Genomic DNA, 17,631 nt, shown 5'->3' on the forward strand with positions numbered 1-17,631 from the left:
CGCTCCTCACTGGTCATCAGGGGAACGGACGGGAACGATCACGAGTGCCCGGCGAAATCGGTCACTTCGGCCCAGGTCAGCTGAGGGTCTGCAGCGCGGCCGCGTCGTACGGCTTCAGCTCGTCGAAGCGGTCCGCGAGCACCTTCGCCGCCCACTCCGGGTCCTGGAGCAGCGCGCGGCCGACCGCGACCATGTCGAACTCGTCGGCCTCCAGGCGGTCGAGCAGGTTGTCGATGCTCTTGACCGGGGAGCCCTCGCCCTGGAAGGCGTTGATGAAGTCGCCGTCGAGGCCGACCGAGCCGACGCTGATGACCTGCTTGCCGGTGATCTTCTTCGTCCAGCCCGCGAGGTTCAGGTCGGAGCCGTCGAACTCGGGCAGCCAGTAGCGGCGGGTCGAGGCGTGGAACACGTCGACGCCGGCGGCGGCCAGCGGGGTGAGGATCGCCTCCAGCTCCTCGGGGGTCTCGGCGAGACGGGCGCTGTAGTCCTGCTGCTTCCACTGCGAGTAGCGGAAGAGGATCGGGAACTCGGGGGAGACGGCCTCGCGGACCGCCGCGACGATCTCCGCCGAGAACTTGGTGCGGGCCACCGGGTCGCCGCCGTAGGCGTCGGTGCGGCGGTTGGTGCCCGCCCACAGGAACTGGTCGAGGAGGTAGCCGTGGGCACCGTGCAGCTCGACGCCGTCGAAGCCGATGCGCTCGGCGTCGGCCGCGGCCTGGGCGAACGCGGCCACCACGTCGTCCAGGTCCTGCTGGGTCATGGCCTTGCCGGTGGGCTCGGCACCCTCGGTGACCAGGCCGGACGGGCCGACCGCGGGAGCCTCGGGGAAGGGCGCGTCGCCCTGCTTGCGGACCATGCCGATGTGCCACAGCTGCGGCACGATGGTGCCGCCGGCCGCGTGCACGTCCTCGGCGACCTTGGCCCAGCCGGCCAGCTGCTCCTCGCCGTGGAAGCGCGGGACCCGGTCGCTCTGGCCCGCCGACTCGTGGCCGACGTAGGTGCCCTCGGTGACGATCAGCCCGACGCCGGCGGCGGCACGGCGCGAGTAGTACGACCGCACGTCCTCGCCGGGGATGCCGCCCGGGGAGAACATGCGGGTCATCGGCGCCATCACGATCCGGTTGGGAACCCTGAGCCCGTTGAGGCTGATCGGACGGGAGAGGATCTGGGCCGCGCGGGAGGCGGGAGGCGTCGTGTCGGTCACGTGGGGGCTCCTCGGCTGTTGCTCGTTCTGACCAGCTGGTATGTGCACGCGCATTGTTGCACCTCCTCAAAGAACCATCTATGCAGTGCGGCACATTCCGAATCCGGGCCGAACACCTTGTGATCCCGGCCACGCCCGCCGGCCGTCAGGGCAGCTTGGCCGATGGGCGCGAGCGGGCTTCCTGGTTCAGCCGCCGTACCTTTTCGCGCAGCACCTCGTCCGGCGCCGCCTCTCCCAGCTCCCCCGGCGGGCAGTCCCACTCCCGCCCGCCGCCCACGGGCCGCAGCTGCACATAGCCGCCCACGTGCCCCATCACCTCGCCGAGACGACCGTTCCGCGCGTCGACGGCATACGAGCCGACCGCGGGCCCACCGCCCGTCATGCCCCACCGCCGCCGGCCGCCGTGCGCAGGGCAGCCGCCAGCCGCGACGCCACGCCCAGGTTGCAGCGGCCCAGGCTGACCAGGGCGTACGGGTGGCCGGACGCACCTGTCACCGGGTCGATGCCGAGCGACGGCAGGACGATGCCGACATCGTGCAGAGCCACGCGCAGTTGTTCCACGGCCTCCTCGGCCGTCCGGGCCGGCCGGTGGCTCTCCGTCATCTCGGACACGCCTGCACCTCCACGGTGAGTGTTCGGGTTCACCACACAGCGTGGTCACTGCGCCGCTAGCCTGGCCAGATACGGCGCCCCAACAACCCCACGTGTGTGACAGGGAGTTGCGCATGGCAGGACCGAAGGACCTCGACCCGTCGTCATCGCCCAGGGCGCTGCTGGGCGCGGAACTGCGCCACGCGCGCGAGAGGGCCGGGATGAGCCAGGAGGAGCTGGGTCAGCGGCTGTTCGTGAGCGGGTCGTTCATCGGGCAGCTGGAGGCGGGGACGCGGCGGATGCAGCCGGAGTACGCGCGGATGCTGGACGAAGTGCTCGGGAGGGAGGACTTCTTCCAGAGGAACTGCGCTGCGGTGGCGAAGTCGAAGTATCCGGATCACTTTGCAGAGGCGGCGGAGGCGGAGGCGAGAGCTACTGCGATCAAGGAGTACGCCCCCTTGCTGATCCCGGGGCTGTTGCAGACCCCGGATTACGCGAGGGCCGTCTTCCGCGCGTATCGACCCACCGCGACCGAGGACGTCATCGACGAGCTACTGGCGGCCCGGCTCGAGCGAACGCACATCCTCGGCGACCCAACAAAGCCCCTGTTGTGGGCAGTGCTTGACGAAGCCGTTCTGCGACGCGTGACAGGTGGACGCCGCGTGATGACGGAGGCCCTGCGGCACGTGGCGGCACTGGCCGGACAACACCGGATCATCGTGCAGGTGCTGCCCTTCAGCGCAGGAGCGCATGCGTCCATGACCGGCGCTCTGACGCTCATGTCCTTCGAGGACGCACCGCCGCTCGCCTTCGTCGAAGGCCCCAGCATGGGTCGGCTCGAAGACGACCCGGCCACCGTCGGCCGCCACGAACTGACCTACGATTTACTCCGGGCCAGTGCCCTCTCACCGGCAGAATCTCTGGCCCTGATCGAGTCAGTGGCAGAGGATTACGCCCATGAAGATCAGCCCTGAGTACGCCTGGCGCAAGTCCAGCTACAGCGGCGGCGAAGGCGGCAACTGCCTCGAAGTAGCCGACGGCCACCCCACCCTCGTCCCCGTCCGCGATTCCAAGACCCCCCAAGGGCCGAAGCTCTTCTTCAGCTCGGTCACCTGGGCTGCCTTCACCTCTTCTCTCAAGTGACCGTTGAGGCCGCCCGCTTCTTGGCCAGTGTCGTGCTTCCACGGCCCGCCTCAAGGGCGCTTCGCGTCGCCTTCGGCGATGGGCCTGCGGCCCACCCTTGACCCGGGCCGCTCCAGCACGGGGAAGAAGCGAGCGAGCGGCCCGGAAAGGCGGGGTCCCGGCCGGTGTTCGCGAGCAACGGTCGGCTGCGCAGTGGGCCTGCGCCGACGGGCGCGGTCGCGTCTCGCCTGCACGCCGGGCCGGCTCAGCGACTTCCGGCCCGGTGGGCGTGATCGCACCGGGCGGGTGGCGGCACGCCGGGCCGGTTCGGCGGCTTGCGGGCGAGCGAGGGAATGAAAAGGGGAGGTTTGCGGGCAGGTAGCCCAGCAACCTGGCAGCTAGTCGAACCTGAGTGGTGCGAATGGGCCCCTCTTCCTCGTCTGGCCTGCCTGACCAGGGCATTCGCAAGGACTGGTGGCCCAAATATGCCAATCACTCGGTGAAGCGAGACCGAAGGGGCCTGTGTGACGGACGGGACGACGAGACCAAGCGCATCGCCCCGCCCCGGCACGCCCACTGTCCGCTGAGCCATCCGGCACGCCCCACACGGCTGCCCACAGCTGCCGCGCCCACCACCCACGCACCGCAAGCCGCTGAGCCAGCCCGGAGGTCGCGCCCCACTCACCGGCCGTGACCCGCCAAGCCGCCCGGCCCGCCCCAGACCAGATGCCGCGCCGCGCCCACCACCCACGCACCGCAAGTCGCTGAACCGCCCCGGCGCGCCGCCACTCGCCCGGTCGCGCCCCGGCACCCCGGTCCAAGATGCAGCGCGCCCAAGGGCCAACAAGCCCGTGCCACCCACTGCTCCCCCGGCCGCCCCGCTCGCTTCTCACCCGTGCTGGAGCGGCTCGGGTCAAGGGTGGGCCGCAGGCCCATCGCCGAAGGCGACGCGCAGCGCCCTTGACGCGGGCCGTGGAAGCACGACAATCGCCCAACTCCCGAGGCTCAAGCCTCGCACCCCGCCCTGCGAGTTGACTTCACTACGCAGACTGGCCGTATGCCGAAACCTCCCCTGATCTCCGCGAGCGACGAGCTGGAGCGGTCCTCCGTCGTGGCCAACAACTCCATGAACCGGGAACGCGGGCTCACCGGAGTCAACAGCTACGCCCGCGAGTTGGGCTTCGATCCCCTTACCCGGCTGGCCGGTCGTCCCGCTCCCTCCTGGCTGGACCTGTGCAGTGGTGAGGGCCGGGCCTTGCGTGAGGCGGCCGGTGCCCTGTCGAGCGACGCCGTGCTCACCGCCGTGGACCTCGTGGGGCCGCTCGCTCCCGGGGCGCCGACGCCGCCCGTCCTGGAGGAGATCGTCGCCTCCGTCTCCTCTTGGGCGCCCTCACGGACGTACGACCTCATCACCTGCGTACACGGTCTCCACTACATCGGCGATCAGCTGGGGCTGCTCTGCCGGGCCGCCTCCTGGCTCACGCCCGACGGGCTGTTCATCACCCACTTCGACCCCGACTCCATCCGCTGGGCCGACGGCTCACCCGCCGGGCGGGCCGCCCTCTCCGCCCTCCGCGCCGCCGGGTTCCGCTACAGCTCCCGGCACCACCGCCTCACCCTCGACGGCGCCCGTGACATCCGACTGCCGTTCCGCTACGTCGGTGCCGATCCCTCCGCCGGGCCGAACTACACGGGTCAGCCCGCAGTGGGCTCCCATTACTCTCAGGAACCGACTGATCGGAGCACCTGAGCCCTGAAAACGCCCGAGGGCGGCACCCCCAGCCAGAAGCTGGAAGTGCCGCCCTCGGTCCGAAGGACAGGCGATCAACCGTCAGGTCGATCAGAAGTCCATGTCACCGCCCGGCATGCCGCCCGGAGCGGCCGCGGAGGCCTTCTCCGGCTTGTCGGCGATGACGGCCTCGGTGGTGAGGAACAGCGCGGCGATGGAGGCGGCGTTCTGCAGGGCAGAGCGGGTCACCTTCGCCGGGTCGATGATGCCCTCGGCGACCAGGTCGACGTACTCGCCGGTCGCGGCGTTCAGGCCGTGGCCCGGGGTCAGGTTGCGCACCTTCTCCACCACGACACCGCCCTCGAGGCCGGCGTTGACGGCGATCTGCTTCAGCGGGGCCTCCAGGGCCAGCTTCACAGCGGCGGCACCGGTGGCCTCGTCGCCCTCGAGCTCCAGCTTCTCGAAGACACCGGAGGTCTGCAGCAGGGCCACGCCACCACCGGCGACGATGCCCTCCTCGACGGCCGCCTTGGCGTTGCGGACGGCGTCCTCGATGCGGTGCTTGCGCTCCTTGAGCTCCACCTCGGTGGCAGCACCGGCCTTGATGACCGCGACACCGCCGGCGAGCTTCGCCAGGCGCTCCTGCAGCTTCTCGCGGTCGTAGTCCGAGTCGCTGTTCTCGATCTCGGCGCGGATCTGGTTCACCCGGCCGTTGACCTGGTCGGAGGAGCCGGCACCGTCGACGATGGTGGTCTCGTCCTTGGTGATGACGACCTTGCGGGCGCGGCCCAGGAGGTCCAGGGTCGCGTTCTCCAGCTTGAGGCCGACCTCCTCGGAGATGACCTCGCCGCCCGTGAGGATGGCGATGTCGCCGAGCATGGCCTTGCGGCGGTCACCGAAGCCCGGGGCCTTGACGGCGACGGACTTGAAGGTGCCACGGATCTTGTTGACGACCAGGGTCGACAGGGCCTCGCCCTCGACGTCCTCGGCGATGATCAGGAGCGGCTTGCCCGACTGCATGACCTTCTCCAGCAGCGGGAGCAGGTCCTTGACGGAGCCGATCTTGGAGTTGGCGATGAGGATGTACGGGTCCTCGAGCGACGCCTCCATGCGCTCCATGTCGGTCGCGAAGTAGGCGGAGATGTAGCCCTTGTCGAAGCGCATACCCTCGGTGAGCTCGAGCTCCAGACCGAAGGTGTTGCTCTCCTCGACGGTGATGACGCCTTCCTTGCCGACCTTGTCCATGGCCTCGGCGATCAGCTCGCCGATCTGGGTGTCGGCGGCGGAGATGGACGCGGTGGAGGCGATCTGCTCCTTGGTCTCGACGTCCTTCGCCTGCTCCAGCAGGGCGGCGGAGACGGCCTCGACGGCCTTCTCGATACCGCGCTTCAGAGCCATCGGGTTGGCGCCCGCGGCGACGTTGCGGAGGCCTTCCTTGACCAGGGCCTGGGCCAGGACGGTCGCGGTCGTCGTGCCGTCACCGGCTACGTCGTCCGTCTTCTTCGCGACTTCCTTGACCAGCTCGGCGCCGATCTTCTCGTACGGGTCCTCGAGCTCGATCTCCTTGGCGATGGAGACACCATCGTTGGTGATCGTGGGGGCACCCCACTTCTTCTCGAGGACGACGTTGCGGCCCTTGGGGCCGAGCGTCACCTTGACGGCGTCCGCGAGCTGGTTCATGCCGCGCTCGAGGCCGCGCCGCGCCTCCTCGTCGAACGCGATGATCTTGGCCATGTGAAGTGGTCCCTCCAGGACTGGGGGTGATTCCTTCGGACCGCGCCCGCGCCCGCGACGGACGGCTCGCCGACCTGTGGTTCCTTGCCCCACTTGGCCTGCGGGCCTCACCGACCCGGTCCTTCTTTGTCACTCTCACCTTCAGAGTGCTAACGCCAATGATTAGCACTCGGCACCCCCGAGTGCAAGCGCCTCGGGCATGCCGGAGGGGGCGCTCAGCCGCGCGCGAACAGGGGCGCCGGGCATGCCGAAGGGCCCGTACCCCAGGAGGCACGGGCCCTTCGAAGATGAACAGAAGAACGTCGCTGTCAGTCGACGCGTGCTTCAGCTGGTCGCCAGCCGGACCATGTCCGCCTGCGGGCCCTTCTGACCCTGCGAGATCTCGAAGTCGACCCGCTGTCCCTCTTCCAGGGTGCGGTAACCGTCCATCTGGATCGCGCTGTAGTGGACGAAAACATCCGCACCACCGTCGACCGCGATGAAGCCGTACCCCTTCTCCGCGTTGAACCACTTGACGGTGCCCTGAGCCATGCCTAACTCCCCTATTACTGGCCCTTGCACAGATCCACACTTCGCGGACCCGGGTCAGACCTCACCCCCCATTGGTCGGGGGCGTGCGCCGGAACGCGTCGACCGCGGCTGAATGTATCTGTCCAACTGCCCTCTGCAACAGGTCAATCGGACGAGAATTCTGGACGAGCCCGATCCGGAATCTGCCGAGAATTCGTCCGAATTCAGGGCAAGTCGGGCCCCATAAATGGCGCAAAAGCCGCATATAACGCGGGCACTTTGGCTGCTTCTCACCGGGCGTAAGGCATGATTCCGGGGCTTGCGACCCGCAGACCCGGCACGCGTTCCCCAACTGTACCGCGCTCAATCACACAGAATGGCCCCCTCCGCTTCTCTCACGGAGGAGGCCATTCGATGAACAATCGGTAACCGCGGTTACCGAAGGTAATGGTCCGCTTTTGATCAGCCGCCGGCGACGGCAGGAATGATGGAGACACCGGCACCGTCCGGGGTCGCCGTCTCCAGCCCCTGCTCGAAGCGGACGTCGTCGTCGTTGACGTACACGTTGACGAAGCGGCGCAGCTTGCCCTGGTCGTCCAGAACGCGGGCCGCGATGCCCGTGTGGTTCTTCTCCAGGTCCTCGATGACCTCGGCGAGGGTCCCGCCTTCGGCGGCGACCTCGGCCCGGCCGCCCGTGTAGGTGCGCAGGATGGTGGGGATGCGGACGGTCACGCTCATGCGAGGCCAGCCTCTCGGAAGGAGTCCAGGGTCGGACGGATGGTGGCGGTGAGGCCGGTACCGGCCACCGCGTCTAGGGTCTTGAGGCCGTCGCCGGTGTTGAGGACGACCGTGGTGAGCGACGGGTCCAGCACGCCGCTCTCGATCAGCTTGCGCGTGACGCCCACGGTCACACCGCCGGCCGTCTCCGCGAAGATGCCCTCGGTCCGGGCCAGCAGCTTGATCGCCTCCACGACCTGCTCGTCCGTCACGTCCTCCACCGCGCCACCGGTACGGCGGGCGATGTCGAGGACGTACGGGCCGTCGGCCGGGTTGCCGATCGCCAGGGACTTGGCGATGGTGTTCGGCTTCTGCGGGCGGACCACGTCGTGACCGGCCTTGTAGGCGGTGGACACCGGCGAGCAGCCCTCGGCCTGCGCACCGAAGATCTTGTACGGCCTGTCCTCGACGAGCCCGAGCTTGATCAGCTCCTGCAGACCCTTGTCGATCTTCGTCAGCTGGGAGCCGGAGGCGATCGGGACCACGATCTGGTCCGGGAGCCGCCAGCCGAGCTGCTCGCAGATCTCGTACGCCAGGGTCTTCGAGCCCTCCGCGTAGTACGGCCGCAGGTTGACGTTGACGAAGCCCCAGCCCTCGCCGGCCGGGTCACCGATCAGCTCGGAGCAGAACCGGTTCACGTCGTCGTAGTTGCCCTGGATGCCGACCAGCTCGCCGCCGTAGACCGCGGCCATGACGACCTTGCCCTGCTCCAGGTCGTGCGGGATGAACACGCAGGAGCGGAAGCCGGCGCGGGCGGCTGCGGCGCCGACGGCACCGGCCAGGTTGCCGGTCGAGGAGCAGGAGAGCGTGGTGAAGCCGAAGGCGCGCGCGGCCTCCAGGGCCTGGGCCACCACCCGGTCCTTGAAGGAGTGCGTCGGGTTGCCGGAGTCGTCCTTCACGTACAGCCCGCCGGTGACACCCAGCTCGCGGGCCAGGTTGTCGGCCTTGACGAGCTTGGTCCAGCCCGGGTTGATGTTGGGCTTGTCGGCCACGTCGGCGGGGACGGGCAGCAGCGGCGCGTAACGCCAGATGTTCGCGGGGCCGGACTCGATCCGCTTGCGCAGCTCTTCGGTGTCGTAGGCGGAGAAGTCGTACGCGATCTCCAGCGGACCGAAACACTCCTCGCAGGCGAACACCGGCCCGAGGGGCACCCGGTGACCGCACTCGCGACAGCTCAGGGCCGCGGCGGGGCCGAGGTCTACGGTGGGATTGCTGGTGCTTGCAACTGTCTGCACAGCCATGGAGGCGAGGCCCTTTCTCCTCATCTTCCTCACGACGCATCTCGCCGTGAGACGGATTTGGCACCTTCCCTAGCCGGGAGCCTCGCTGGAGAACGAGAACCGACTGGAGGGTTGCCGGGGCTTCATCGGGCCGTTTCCCTCTGCCCCTCTGGATGAGCTGTATGTGGTTGTCAACGCTCGTTGACCCTGACATGCGATGGTCACCGGCGTTGTTCAAGACTGTAACCGAAGGCCAGGACAGTTGAGATAGTCGTCCGAACCGCGAGATGGATCACACGGTCACACCATGTGATCACGACAGTGAGGAGCCGCAGACCGTGCTGGAAGAAGTCGAGCGCTGGCTGGCCACCCGCTCCTGGTCCGTGACCGATCGCCCGCTCCACCGGATACTCGCCGCCAAGCAGCGCACCGGTCAGTCCGTCTCCGTCGTCCTGCCCGCGCTGAACGAGGAGAAGACGGTCGGCGACATCGTCGCGATCATCCGTCACGACCTCATGCAGCAGGTCCCGCTCGTCGACGAGATCGTCGTCGTCGACTCCGGGTCCACCGACCGCACCGCCGAGGTGGCCGCCTCGGCGGGTGCCCGGGTCGTCCACCGCGACGACATCCTCCCGCGTATCCCGGCCGTCCCCGGCAAGGGCGAGGTGCTGTGGCGTTCGCTGCTGGTGACCAGCGGGGACATCATCTGCTTCATCGACGCCGACCTGAAGGAGTTCTCCTCCGACTTCGTCTCCGGCATCGTCGCTCCGTTGCTCACCGAACCGGGCGTCGACCTGGTCAAGGCGATGTACGACCGCCCGCTCGGCGGCGCGACCGGACAGGGCGGCCGGGTCACCGAACTCATGGCCCGCCCGCTGCTGAACATGCACTGGCCGCAGCTGGCCGGTTTCGTGCAGCCGCTCGGCGGCGAGTACGCGGCCCGCCGCTCGCTGCTCGAACAGCTCCCCTTCCCCGTCGGCTACGGCGTCGAGCTGGGCATGCTGGTCGACGCCCTGCACCTGGTGGGCCTGGACGCCCTCGCCCAGGTGGACGTCGGCGTGCGCAAGCACCGCCACCAGGACGGCCAGGCGCTGGGCCGGATGGCCGCGGCGATCTACCGCACGGCCCAGCTCAGGCTCGCCCGCGGGCACCTCGTCCGGCCGTCCCTCACCCAGTTCGAGCGGGGCGAGGACGGGTTCGAGCCGCGCACCTACTCGGTGGACACCGAGGAGCGGCCGCCGATGGCGGAGATCGCGGAGTACGCGGCGCGCCGGGTGGCGTGAGGGGTGCACGAGAACGGCTGTATACAGCCCCCTTCCGGGGCAGACCGTACGTTTGAGCGTTTCCGGGCCGGGCTAGGTTGAGGACCATGGCTTCCGCGCACACTGCTGATGTGCTGGTCGCGTCCAACCGCGGCCCGGTTTCGTACGAGGTGCACGAGGACGGCTCGCTGCTCGCCAAGCGGGGCGGCGGCGGGCTGGTCTCGGGGCTGTCGGCCATCGGGCCGAACCACAATGCGGTGTGGGTGTGCGCCGCGCTGGGCGGCGGCGACCGCGAGGCGGTACGGCGCGCGGGCGGCGGGCTGCTGCCGGCCGAGGAGACCGGCGGGCAGCGGGTGCGGATGCTCGACATCGACGCGACCGTGTTCTCCGACGCGTACAACGGCATCGCCAACTCGGTGCTGTGGTTCGTCCACCACATGCTGTACCAGACCCCGCTGGAGCCGGTCTTCGACGCCGAGTTCCGGCGGCAGTGGGCGTCGTACGAGGCGTACAACCGCGCCTTCGCCGAGGCGCTGGCCGAGGAGGCGGCGGACGGCGCCGCGGTGCTCGTCCAGGACTACCACCTGGCCCTCGCCCCCCGGATGCTCCGCCGGCTCCGCCCCGACCTGCGTATCGGCCACTTCTCGCACACCCCGTGGGCCCCGCCGGACTACTTCCGCCTACTGCCCGACGACATCGCGGCCGAACTGCTGACCGGCATCCTGGGCGCGGACCGGGCCGCGTTCCTGACCCGGCGCTGGGCGGACGCGTTCACCGACTGCTGTCACGCGGTGCTGGGCCCCGGCATCCCGTCCGGGACCCGGATCGGTGTGCACGGGCTCGGCGCGGACGCGGACTTCCTGCGCGAGCGTGCGCACCGGACGGACGTGGACGAGCGGATGGCCGCACTGCGGGCGGAGATCGGCGAGGGGCGCCGGACGATCGTCCGGGTGGACCGCACCGAGCTGTCCAAGAACATCGTGCGCGGCCTGCTGGCGTACCGGCAGCTGCTGGAGGACCACCCCGAGTGGCGCGAACGGGTGGTCCACCTCGCCTTCGCCTACCCGTCCCGGCAGGACCTCAGCGTCTACCGGGAGTACACGGCCGAGGTGCAGCGGGTGACGGAGACGATCAACTCCGTGTACGGGACCGAGGGTTGGACGCCGGTCATACTGCACGTCAAGGACGACTTCGCCCGCTCCCTGGCCGCGTACCGGCTCGCGGACGTGGCGCTGGTCAACCCGATCCGGGACGGCATGAACCTGGTCGCCAAGGAGATGCCGGTCGTCTCCGACGAGGGGTGCGCGCTGGTGCTGTCGCGGGAGGCGGGGGCGTACGAGGAGCTGGGCGAGGACGCGATCGTGGTGAACCCGTACGACATCGGGGGTACGGCGAGGGCGTTGCACGAGGCGCTGAGCCTGCCGGCGGGTGAGCGGGCGGAACGCTCGAAGAGGCTGGCCGTGGCCGCTACGGCGTTGCCGCCTGCTCAGTGGTTCCTGGATCAGCTGGGTGCACTCGAGCGGTAACCGGTCAGGGCATGTGTGCTGCCAGGGCTCGCAGGAGGGCTACGACTCCCTCCGGGCCGTCCACCACCACGTCCGCCCGTTCCGCCAGTTCCGTGACCTCGGTGCTGCCGCTGCAGACCAGGAGGCCGGGGACGCCGTCGGAGCGGAGTTTGTCGACGGCCGCGTAGGCGGGGAGGTCGCCGAGGTCGTCGCCGGCGTAGAGGACGGACTCGGCGCCGGTGGTGCGGGCGTGGTCGAGCAGGGCGACGCCCTTGTCCATGCCGGGCGGACGGAGTTCGAGGACCAGCCGGCCGGGCTCGACGATCAGGCCGTGCCGGGTGGCGAGGTCGGCGAGGGGGTCGCGCAGGGCCTCGAACGCGGCCTGCGGGTCGTCGGCGCGGCGGGTGTGGACGGCGACGGCACGCCCCTTCTCCTCGATCCAGGTGCCGTGCCCGGCGCCGACGCGCTCCAGCAGGCCCGGCAGCTCGGCGCGGACCGCGGCCACGCCGGGGTGGGGTGGGGGTGCGGTGACCGTGTTCGTCGCGGCTTCCCAGCGTTCGGCGCCGTAGTGGCCAAGGACGACGAGGTGTTCCAGGCCGGGAGTGTCCGCGAAGCCGCCGTGCCGGACCGCCACCTCGGCGGGTCTGCCGGTGATCACGGCGACCGAGGCGACCTTGGGGGCGAGGGTGGCCAGTGCGGGGGCGGCGTCGGGGTGGGCTCGGGCCTGCTCGGGGTCTTCGACGATCGGGGAGAGTGTGCCGTCGAAGTCGAGTCCGATCACTGCTGAGCGGGGCTTTGCGAGCAGCGCCCGCAGTCCATCCCGGCCGGCCTTGGTCGCCGGGGTCGGCAGAAGGTCCATACCGCGACAGTATCCAGCGCGGGCGCTGGTCACTCCTGGGGCTCCGCCCCCGGACCCCGTTTCCCACCCGCCCACCCGACTCGGTCGGCTGGGAAGGCACCCTGGCCGGCCGGGGTGGGTGGGGAAAGGCTCGGGTGAGTCGACGCCCAGCTCAAGCTCGTCGGTGCCGGGCCCAGGTGGGGCGACGCCGGATCCCGGGCGCATCGGCGCCAGGCCCACGCGGGTCCGCGCCAGACCCCGGATGAGTCCGCGCCCGCTCCCAGGTGCATCGGCGCCAGGCCCACGCGGGTCCGCGCCAGACCCAGATGCATCGGCGCCGGACCCCAGGTGGGTCCGCGCCAGGTCCCGGGGCTCAGCGTTCGGAGCGGCGGGTGTCCCGGACCCGGCGTAGGCGGTTCACCGTCACCGGGTCCAGGGACAGGGCCCGCTCGTCGTCCAGGAGGGCGTTGAGGAGCTGGTAGTAGCGGACCGGGGACAGGCCCAGTTCCTCGCGGATGGCTCGTTCCTTCGCGCCGGGGCCGGGGAAGGTCCGGCGCTCCAGCGCGAGGACGGCCTTTTCGCGGGTGCCCAGTTCCATGGGGGCCACCGTAACGGCGGGCAGTGACAGCCGGGTCAGTTCGTGTCGCTGCTGTCCGCCTCGGTCGCCGTCGCCTGGAGGCGGGTCAGGACGGCGGAGGGGCTGCCGCCGGGGGTGACCGCCTGGCCGATCTCCTTCTTCACGGACGCGCTGACCGTCGCCCAGGAGGTCTTGCCGACGGGGTACAGCTCGGAGATCGGGAGCTGGTCGAGGAAGGGGCGCAGGTCCTTGTCGGGGGCGGAGTCCGACTCGGTCATGGTGTTCGAAGCGGAGCCCGTGACCGGGAGCAGTCCGTACTCGCGGGAGAAGGCCAGGACGTTCTTCTGCTCGTAGACGAAGTCGAGGAAGTCGCCTATCTGCTCGGCGTGCCCGTGCTGCTTGAAGCCCATCATCCAGTCGGCGACACCCATCGCGGCCTTGGCCTTGCCGGTGCGGCCCGGCATCGGGACCATGCCGAACTGCACACCCTTCTTGGCGGCCTGCTGGATCAGCGTGGGATGCCCGTTGAGCATGCCGACCTGGCCGTCGGCGAAGGCGGCGAAGGCGTCCGCGCGGTTGAGCTTGCCGGGGGCGACCGGACCGGTCAGGCCCTTGCCGACCAGGTCGTCCTTGAGCCAGGTGAAGGTCTCGACGTTCTGCGCCGAGTCGATGGTGTAGGTGCCGACGTCGTCGGTGTAGCCGTCACCGCCGCTCAGCAGCCACTGCATGGTCTCGGCCTGCGCCTCCTCGGAGCCGAGCGGCAGCGCGTAGGGGTACTTCACCCCCTTGTCCTTGAGTGCCTTCGCGTCGGCGGCCAGCTCGCTCCAGGTGGTGGGCGGGGTGATGCCGGCGGCGGCGAAGAGGGTCTTGTTGTAGAAGAGCACCCGGGTGGAGGCGGCGAACGGGATGCCGTACTGCACGTGCTTCCACTCGCCCGCGTCGGAGAGCTGGGAGAGGAAGTCGGCCTGGGTGCGGATGGAGAGCAGGTCGGAGACCTGGTAGAGCTTGCCCGCGGCCGCGTAGTCGGCGTAGGCGCCGATCTGGGCCAGGTCGGGCGCGTCCCCGGCGTCGACCATCTCCTTGACCTTGCGGTCGACGTCGTTCCAGGAGTAGACGCTGACCTCGACCTTCACACCGGGGTGCTGGGACTCGTACGCCTCGGCCAGCTTGTCCCAGTACTTCTTCGAGCTGTTCGCCGCGGAGTCGCCGTAGTCCGCCGCGACCAGTCTGAGGGTCACGTCGGAGGAGCCCGTACTCCCGCAGCCGCCGAGGACCGCCGTCATGCCCAGTGCGGACACCACCGCGATCGTTCCTGCCGTACGCCGACGCACCCTCAAAGCCCCAACCCTGCTGTCTGACCGTTCAATATGTGGACACATAAGGTCTACACCACGCGAGTGGACTAGACCTCTTGTGGGTCCGCGGGCCACACTGTCCCCGTGAGACATGTCATCGCCCTGGACGTGGGCGGTACCGGGATGAAGGCGGCCCTCGTCACAGACGCGGGCGCGCTGCTGCACCGCGCCCGCCGCGCGACCGACCGTGAGCGCGGGCCCGACGCGGTGGTCGAGACCATCCTCGACTTCGCCACGGAGCTGCGCGCCTACGGCATGGAGCACTACGGCGAACCGGCCGCCGCGGCCGGCCTCGCGGTCCCCGGCATCGTCGACGAGGAGCACGGCATCGCCGTCTACGCGGCCAACCTCGGCTGGCGGGACGTACCCCTGCGCGCCCTCCTCGCGGACCGGCTCGGCGTCCCCGTGGCACTCGGCCACGACGTGCGCACCGGCGGGCTCGCCGAGGGCCGGATCGGCGCGGGCAAGGGTGCCGACCGCTTCCTGTTCGTGCCGCTGGGCACCGGCATCGCCGGCGCCATCGGCGTCGACGGGCGGGTGGAGGCCGGCGCGCACGGCTTCGCCGGCGAGATCGGCCATGTCGTCGTACGGCCCGGCGGGACCCCGTGCCCCTGCGGCCAGCGCGGCTGCCTGGAGCGGTACGCCTCCGCGTCCGCCGTCAGCGAGGCATGGGCGGCAGCCTGCGGGGACCCGGAAGCGGACGCGGCCGACTGTGCGAAGGCCGTCGCGTCCGGTGACCCGAACGCTGTCCGGATCTGGCAGGAGGCGGTGGACGCACTGGCCGACGGGCTGGTCACCGCGCTCACCCTGCTGGACCCGCGCACGCTGATCATCGGTGGCGGCCTGGCCGAGGCGGGGGAAGTGTTGTTCCAACCCCTGCGGGACGCCGTCCGGCGACGGGTCACCTTCCAGAAACTTCCGTCCATCGTCCCCGCCGCCCTCGGCGACACGGCCGGCTGCCTGGGCGCGGGACTTCTCGCCCGGGATCTCCTCGACTCCACCGACCCTACGGAGGTAACCGCCTGATGGCTCCCAGCTTGGTTCTCACAGGTGCTCGGGTGGTGCTGCCCACCGGTGTGGTGGACGACGGGCGTGTGGTCGTCGAGGGCACGAAGATCGGGGGCGAGGCTCCCGGGAACGCCGACGTGCTGGACGTGACCGGCCACTGGCTGGTCCCCGGCTTCGTCGACATCCACAACCACGGCGGCGGCGGGGCCTCCTTCTCCGGCACGGTGGACGACGTGCTGCGAGCCATCCGCACGCACCGCCTGCACGGCACCACCACCCTGATCGCCTCCACCGTCACCGACGAGATGGACCTGCTGGTGCAGCAGGCGGGGCTGCTGAGCGAGCTGGCCGAGCAGGGCGACATCGCGGGTATCCACTTCGAGGGGCCGTTCATCTCGCCGTGCCGCAAGGGCGCGCACTCCGAGGAGCTGCTGCGCGACCCGGACCCGTCCGAGGTGCGCAAGCTGATCGACGCTGGGCGCGGCAAGGCGAAGATGGTCACCCTCGCCACCGAGCTGCCGGGCGGCATCGACTCCGTACGGCTGCTCGCGGAGCACGGCGTGATCGCGGCGATCGGGCACACGGACGCCACCTACGAGCAGACGATCAAGGCCATCGACGCGGGCGCCACGGTCGCCACCCACCTCTTCAACGCCATGCCGACGCTCGGCCACCGCTCCCCCGGCCCGATCGCCGCCCTGCTGGAGGACGAGCGGGTGACGGTGGAGCTGATCAACGACGGTACGCATCTGCATCCGGCTGCGCTGGAGCTGGCGTTCCATCACGCGGGGGCCTCCCGGGTCGCGTTCATCACCGACGCGATGGACGCGGCCGGCATCGGCGACGGCCGCTACATGCTCGGCCCGCTGGAGGTCGAGGTCAGTGAGGGTGTGGCCCGTCTGGTGGAGGGCGGCTCGATCGCGGGCTCCACGCTCACCCTGGACCGCGCGTTCAAGCGGGCGGTGACGGTCGACAAGCTGCCGGTGGAAGACGCGGTCGCCGCGCTTTCGGCCAACCCGGCCCGCCTCCTGGGCCTCTCCGACCGCATCGGCTCCCTGGAGCCCGGCAAGGACGCCGACCTGGTGCTGCTGGACGCGAACTTCGACCTGAAGGGCGTGATGCGCAGGGGCGAATGGGTGATGGCGCCCCAACTGCCCTGATCCGTCCCTCTCTTCGCCAGCCGGCGGCCGATCCTCGCACTGGGCCGGCCGCCGTCTCTTTGGCATGATCGGGGCCCCGGTACCGATGGCACACGGACTTCGAGGGAGGTCGGCCCGGGTGATCCTCACGGTCACACTGAACACCGCTCTCGACATCACCTATCACGTACGGTCCCTGCGGCCGCACGCCTCGCACCGCGTCTCGGACGTCATCGAGCGGCCCGGCGGCAAGGGCGTGAACGTGGCGCGGGTGCTGACGGCCCTCGGACACGAGGTGACGGCCACCGGCTTCGCGGGCGGTGCCACCGGCCAGGTGCTGCGCGAGCACCTCGCGGCCACGCCCGGTGTGACGGACGCCTTCGTCCCGGTCGTCGGGCCGACCCGCCGCACGATCGCCATCGTCGACGAACGCTCCGGCGACACGACCCAGTTGAACGAACCGGGCCCGCAGATATCGCCCACCGACTGGGGCATCTTCCTGGACCACTACGAGGAACTACTGGTCCCCGCCTCGGCGGTGGCCCTCTCCGGCAGCCTGCCGCCGGGGGTACCGGTGGGCGCGTACGCGGGCCTGATCCGCGCCGCCCGCACCGCCGGCGTCCCCGTACTCCTGGACACCAGCGGCGAGCCCCTGCGCCGTGGGGTGGCAGCCCGCCCCGACATCATCAAGCCCAACTCGGACGAACTGGCCGAACTCACCGGCTCCCACGAGCCGTTGCGCGCCACCCAGGACGCCCGCCGCCGCGGCGCCCACGCGGTGGTCGCCTCCCTCGGCCCGGAAGGCCTGCTCGCAGCGACCCCCGAGGGCCGCTGGCGTGCCGCCCCTCCGGCCCACATCCACGGCAACCCGACCGGCGCGGGCGACTCGGCGGTCGCGGGCCTGCTGTCGGGGCTCGTGGAGCGGCTCTCCTGGCCGGAGCGGCTGGCCCGCGCGGTCGCCCTGTCGGCGGCGACCGTACGGGCTCCTGCGGCGGGCGAGTTCGACTGCACGGCTTACGAGAAACTCCTGACGCGAGTGTCGGTCACGGCGGCGTGAAGG

At 70.3% G+C, this 17,631-nt stretch carries 18 protein-coding genes and 1 riboswitch; of the genes, 8 read left to right on the top strand and 10 right to left on the bottom strand.

Features of this window, described 5'->3' with window-relative positions:
• Positions 1–76: 76 nt before the first annotated feature.
• The 3 genes from ACIF83_RS17995 to ACIF83_RS18005 form a co-directional block, all read right to left on the bottom strand.
• The gene (locus ACIF83_RS17995) at positions 77–1,204 is read right to left on the bottom strand and encodes an NADH:flavin oxidoreductase (protein WP_393472435.1); all 1,128 of its coding nucleotides are present in this window, start codon (positions 1,202–1,204) and stop codon (positions 77–79) included.
• A gap of 145 nt (positions 1,205–1,349) precedes the next feature.
• The gene (locus tag ACIF83_RS18000) at positions 1,350–1,586 is read right to left on the bottom strand and encodes a hypothetical protein (RefSeq protein ID WP_393472438.1); all 237 of its coding nucleotides are present in this window, start codon (positions 1,584–1,586) and stop codon (positions 1,350–1,352) included.
• Positions 1,583–1,807, bottom strand: coding sequence for a hypothetical protein (locus ACIF83_RS18005; RefSeq protein ID WP_398139279.1), 225 nt, complete (start codon positions 1,805–1,807; stop codon positions 1,583–1,585). Before ACIF83_RS18005 ends, ACIF83_RS18000 begins: the two co-directional genes overlap by 4 nt.
• Before the next feature lie 122 nt (positions 1,808–1,929).
• Between ACIF83_RS18005 and ACIF83_RS18010 the strand changes: the two genes are divergently transcribed.
• The 3 genes from ACIF83_RS18010 (at position 1,930) to ACIF83_RS18020 (ending at position 4,667) form a co-directional block, all read left to right on the top strand.
• Positions 1,930–2,769 carry a Scr1 family TA system antitoxin-like transcriptional regulator gene (locus tag ACIF83_RS18010; protein ID WP_393472441.1) on the top strand — a complete coding sequence of 280 codons (840 nt, stop codon included), beginning with the start codon at positions 1,930–1,932 and terminating at the stop codon, positions 2,767–2,769.
• Positions 2,753–2,938, top strand: coding sequence for a DUF397 domain-containing protein (locus tag ACIF83_RS18015; protein WP_393472444.1), 186 nt, complete (start codon positions 2,753–2,755; stop codon positions 2,936–2,938). The genes ACIF83_RS18010 and ACIF83_RS18015 overlap by 17 nt, the downstream gene beginning before the upstream one ends.
• A 1,036-nt stretch (positions 2,939–3,974) precedes the next feature.
• Complete coding sequence (locus ACIF83_RS18020) at positions 3,975–4,667, top strand: class I SAM-dependent methyltransferase (protein ID WP_393472447.1); 693 nt, start codon at positions 3,975–3,977, stop codon at positions 4,665–4,667.
• A 90-nt stretch (positions 4,668–4,757) separates the two neighbouring features.
• Here the strand turns inward: ACIF83_RS18020 and groL are convergent, their stop codons facing one another.
• The 4 genes from groL to thrC form a co-directional block, all read right to left on the bottom strand.
• Entirely contained in the window at positions 4,758–6,380 is a 1,623-nt protein-coding gene (gene groL / locus ACIF83_RS18025; protein ID WP_393472450.1) for a chaperonin GroEL, read from the bottom strand.
• 324 nt (positions 6,381–6,704) lie between these two features.
• On the bottom strand, positions 6,705–6,911 hold the full coding sequence (locus ACIF83_RS18030; protein ID WP_019057200.1) for a cold-shock protein: 207 nt from the start codon (positions 6,909–6,911) through the stop codon (positions 6,705–6,707).
• 441 nt (positions 6,912–7,352) lie between these two features.
• The gene (locus tag ACIF83_RS18035; RefSeq protein WP_393472453.1) at positions 7,353–7,628 is read right to left on the bottom strand and encodes a MoaD/ThiS family protein; all 276 of its coding nucleotides are present in this window, start codon (positions 7,626–7,628) and stop codon (positions 7,353–7,355) included.
• A complete protein-coding gene (thrC, locus tag ACIF83_RS18040; protein WP_393472456.1) occupies positions 7,625–8,908 on the bottom strand; it encodes a threonine synthase in 1,284 nt (427 codons plus the stop codon). The genes ACIF83_RS18035 and thrC overlap by 4 nt, the downstream gene beginning before the upstream one ends.
• A gap of 17 nt (positions 8,909–8,925) precedes the next feature.
• Positions 8,926–9,067, bottom strand: a riboswitch (SAM riboswitch).
• Between the two features lie 158 nt (positions 9,068–9,225).
• Here thrC and ACIF83_RS18045 point away from each other — a divergent pair.
• Positions 9,226–10,170, top strand: a complete 945-nt coding sequence (locus tag ACIF83_RS18045) for a glucosyl-3-phosphoglycerate synthase (RefSeq protein WP_399727834.1) — start codon at positions 9,226–9,228, stop codon at positions 10,168–10,170.
• 86 nt (positions 10,171–10,256) lie between these two features.
• Positions 10,257–11,675, top strand: coding sequence for a trehalose-6-phosphate synthase (locus tag ACIF83_RS18050; RefSeq protein ID WP_399727837.1), 1,419 nt, complete (start codon positions 10,257–10,259; stop codon positions 11,673–11,675).
• Positions 11,676–11,679: 4 nt separating this feature from the next.
• Here the strand turns inward: ACIF83_RS18050 and otsB are convergent, their stop codons facing one another.
• The 3 genes from otsB to ACIF83_RS18065 all read right to left on the bottom strand — a co-directional run bounded on the left by otsB (position 11,680) and on the right by ACIF83_RS18065 (position 14,370).
• Positions 11,680–12,513, bottom strand: a complete 834-nt coding sequence (gene otsB / locus ACIF83_RS18055; protein WP_398139123.1) for a trehalose-phosphatase — start codon at positions 12,511–12,513, stop codon at positions 11,680–11,682.
• Positions 12,514–12,865: 352 nt separating this feature from the next.
• Entirely contained in the window at positions 12,866–13,090 is a 225-nt protein-coding gene (locus ACIF83_RS18060) for a DUF3263 domain-containing protein (protein WP_393472466.1), read from the bottom strand.
• Positions 13,091–13,125: 35 nt separating this feature from the next.
• The gene (locus tag ACIF83_RS18065) at positions 13,126–14,370 is read right to left on the bottom strand and encodes an extracellular solute-binding protein (protein ID WP_393472469.1); all 1,245 of its coding nucleotides are present in this window, start codon (positions 14,368–14,370) and stop codon (positions 13,126–13,128) included.
• Between the two features lie 138 nt (positions 14,371–14,508).
• Here ACIF83_RS18065 and ACIF83_RS18070 point away from each other — a divergent pair, with 138 nt between their 5' ends.
• The 3 genes from ACIF83_RS18070 (at position 14,509) to ACIF83_RS18080 (ending at position 17,628) form a co-directional block, all read left to right on the top strand.
• Positions 14,509–15,450 (top strand): ROK family protein, encoded by a 942-nt coding sequence (locus tag ACIF83_RS18070; protein ID WP_393472471.1) that lies wholly within the window; start codon positions 14,509–14,511, stop codon positions 15,448–15,450.
• On the top strand, positions 15,450–16,592 hold the full coding sequence (gene nagA / locus ACIF83_RS18075) for an N-acetylglucosamine-6-phosphate deacetylase (protein WP_393472474.1): 1,143 nt from the start codon (positions 15,450–15,452) through the stop codon (positions 16,590–16,592). The genes ACIF83_RS18070 and nagA overlap by 1 nt, the downstream gene beginning before the upstream one ends.
• Positions 16,593–16,710: 118 nt before the next feature.
• On the top strand, positions 16,711–17,628 hold the full coding sequence (locus ACIF83_RS18080) for a 1-phosphofructokinase family hexose kinase (RefSeq protein WP_399727843.1): 918 nt from the start codon (positions 16,711–16,713) through the stop codon (positions 17,626–17,628).
• The last annotated feature ends 3 nt before the right edge of the window (positions 17,629–17,631 follow it).

This window comes from Streptomyces sp. NPDC085866 (genome assembly GCF_044541035.1).
Lineage (GTDB): Bacteria > Actinomycetota > Actinomycetes > Streptomycetales > Streptomycetaceae > Streptomyces.

Bases quoted from the DNA above. Each gene is read 5' to 3' on its own strand.
- groL (WP_393472450.1), bottom strand. From the start codon at position 6,380: ATGGCCAAGATCATCGCGTTCGACGAGGAGGCGCGGCGCGGCCTCGAG.
- ACIF83_RS18030 (WP_019057200.1), bottom strand. From the start codon at position 6,911: ATGGCTCAGGGCACCGTCAAGTGGTTCAACGCGGAGAAGGGGTACGGC.
- thrC (WP_393472456.1), bottom strand. From the start codon at position 8,908: ATGGCTGTGCAGACAGTTGCAAGCACCAGCAATCCCACCGTAGACCTC.
- ACIF83_RS18060 (WP_393472466.1), bottom strand. From the start codon at position 13,090: ATGGAACTGGGCACCCGCGAAAAGGCCGTCCTCGCGCTGGAGCGCCGG.
- ACIF83_RS18050 (WP_399727837.1), top strand. From the start codon at position 10,257: ATGGCTTCCGCGCACACTGCTGATGTGCTGGTCGCGTCCAACCGCGGC.
- ACIF83_RS18010 (WP_393472441.1), top strand. From the start codon at position 1,930: ATGGCAGGACCGAAGGACCTCGACCCGTCGTCATCGCCCAGGGCGCTG.
- nagA (WP_393472474.1), top strand. From the start codon at position 15,450: ATGGCTCCCAGCTTGGTTCTCACAGGTGCTCGGGTGGTGCTGCCCACC.
- otsB (WP_398139123.1), bottom strand. From the start codon at position 12,513: ATGGACCTTCTGCCGACCCCGGCGACCAAGGCCGGCCGGGATGGACTG.
- ACIF83_RS18000 (WP_393472438.1), bottom strand. From the start codon at position 1,586: ATGACGGGCGGTGGGCCCGCGGTCGGCTCGTATGCCGTCGACGCGCGG.
- ACIF83_RS18020 (WP_393472447.1), top strand. From the start codon at position 3,975: ATGCCGAAACCTCCCCTGATCTCCGCGAGCGACGAGCTGGAGCGGTCC.
- ACIF83_RS18015 (WP_393472444.1), top strand. From the start codon at position 2,753: ATGAAGATCAGCCCTGAGTACGCCTGGCGCAAGTCCAGCTACAGCGGC.
- ACIF83_RS18005 (WP_398139279.1), bottom strand. From the start codon at position 1,807: ATGACGGAGAGCCACCGGCCGGCCCGGACGGCCGAGGAGGCCGTGGAA.
- ACIF83_RS18035 (WP_393472453.1), bottom strand. From the start codon at position 7,628: ATGAGCGTGACCGTCCGCATCCCCACCATCCTGCGCACCTACACGGGC.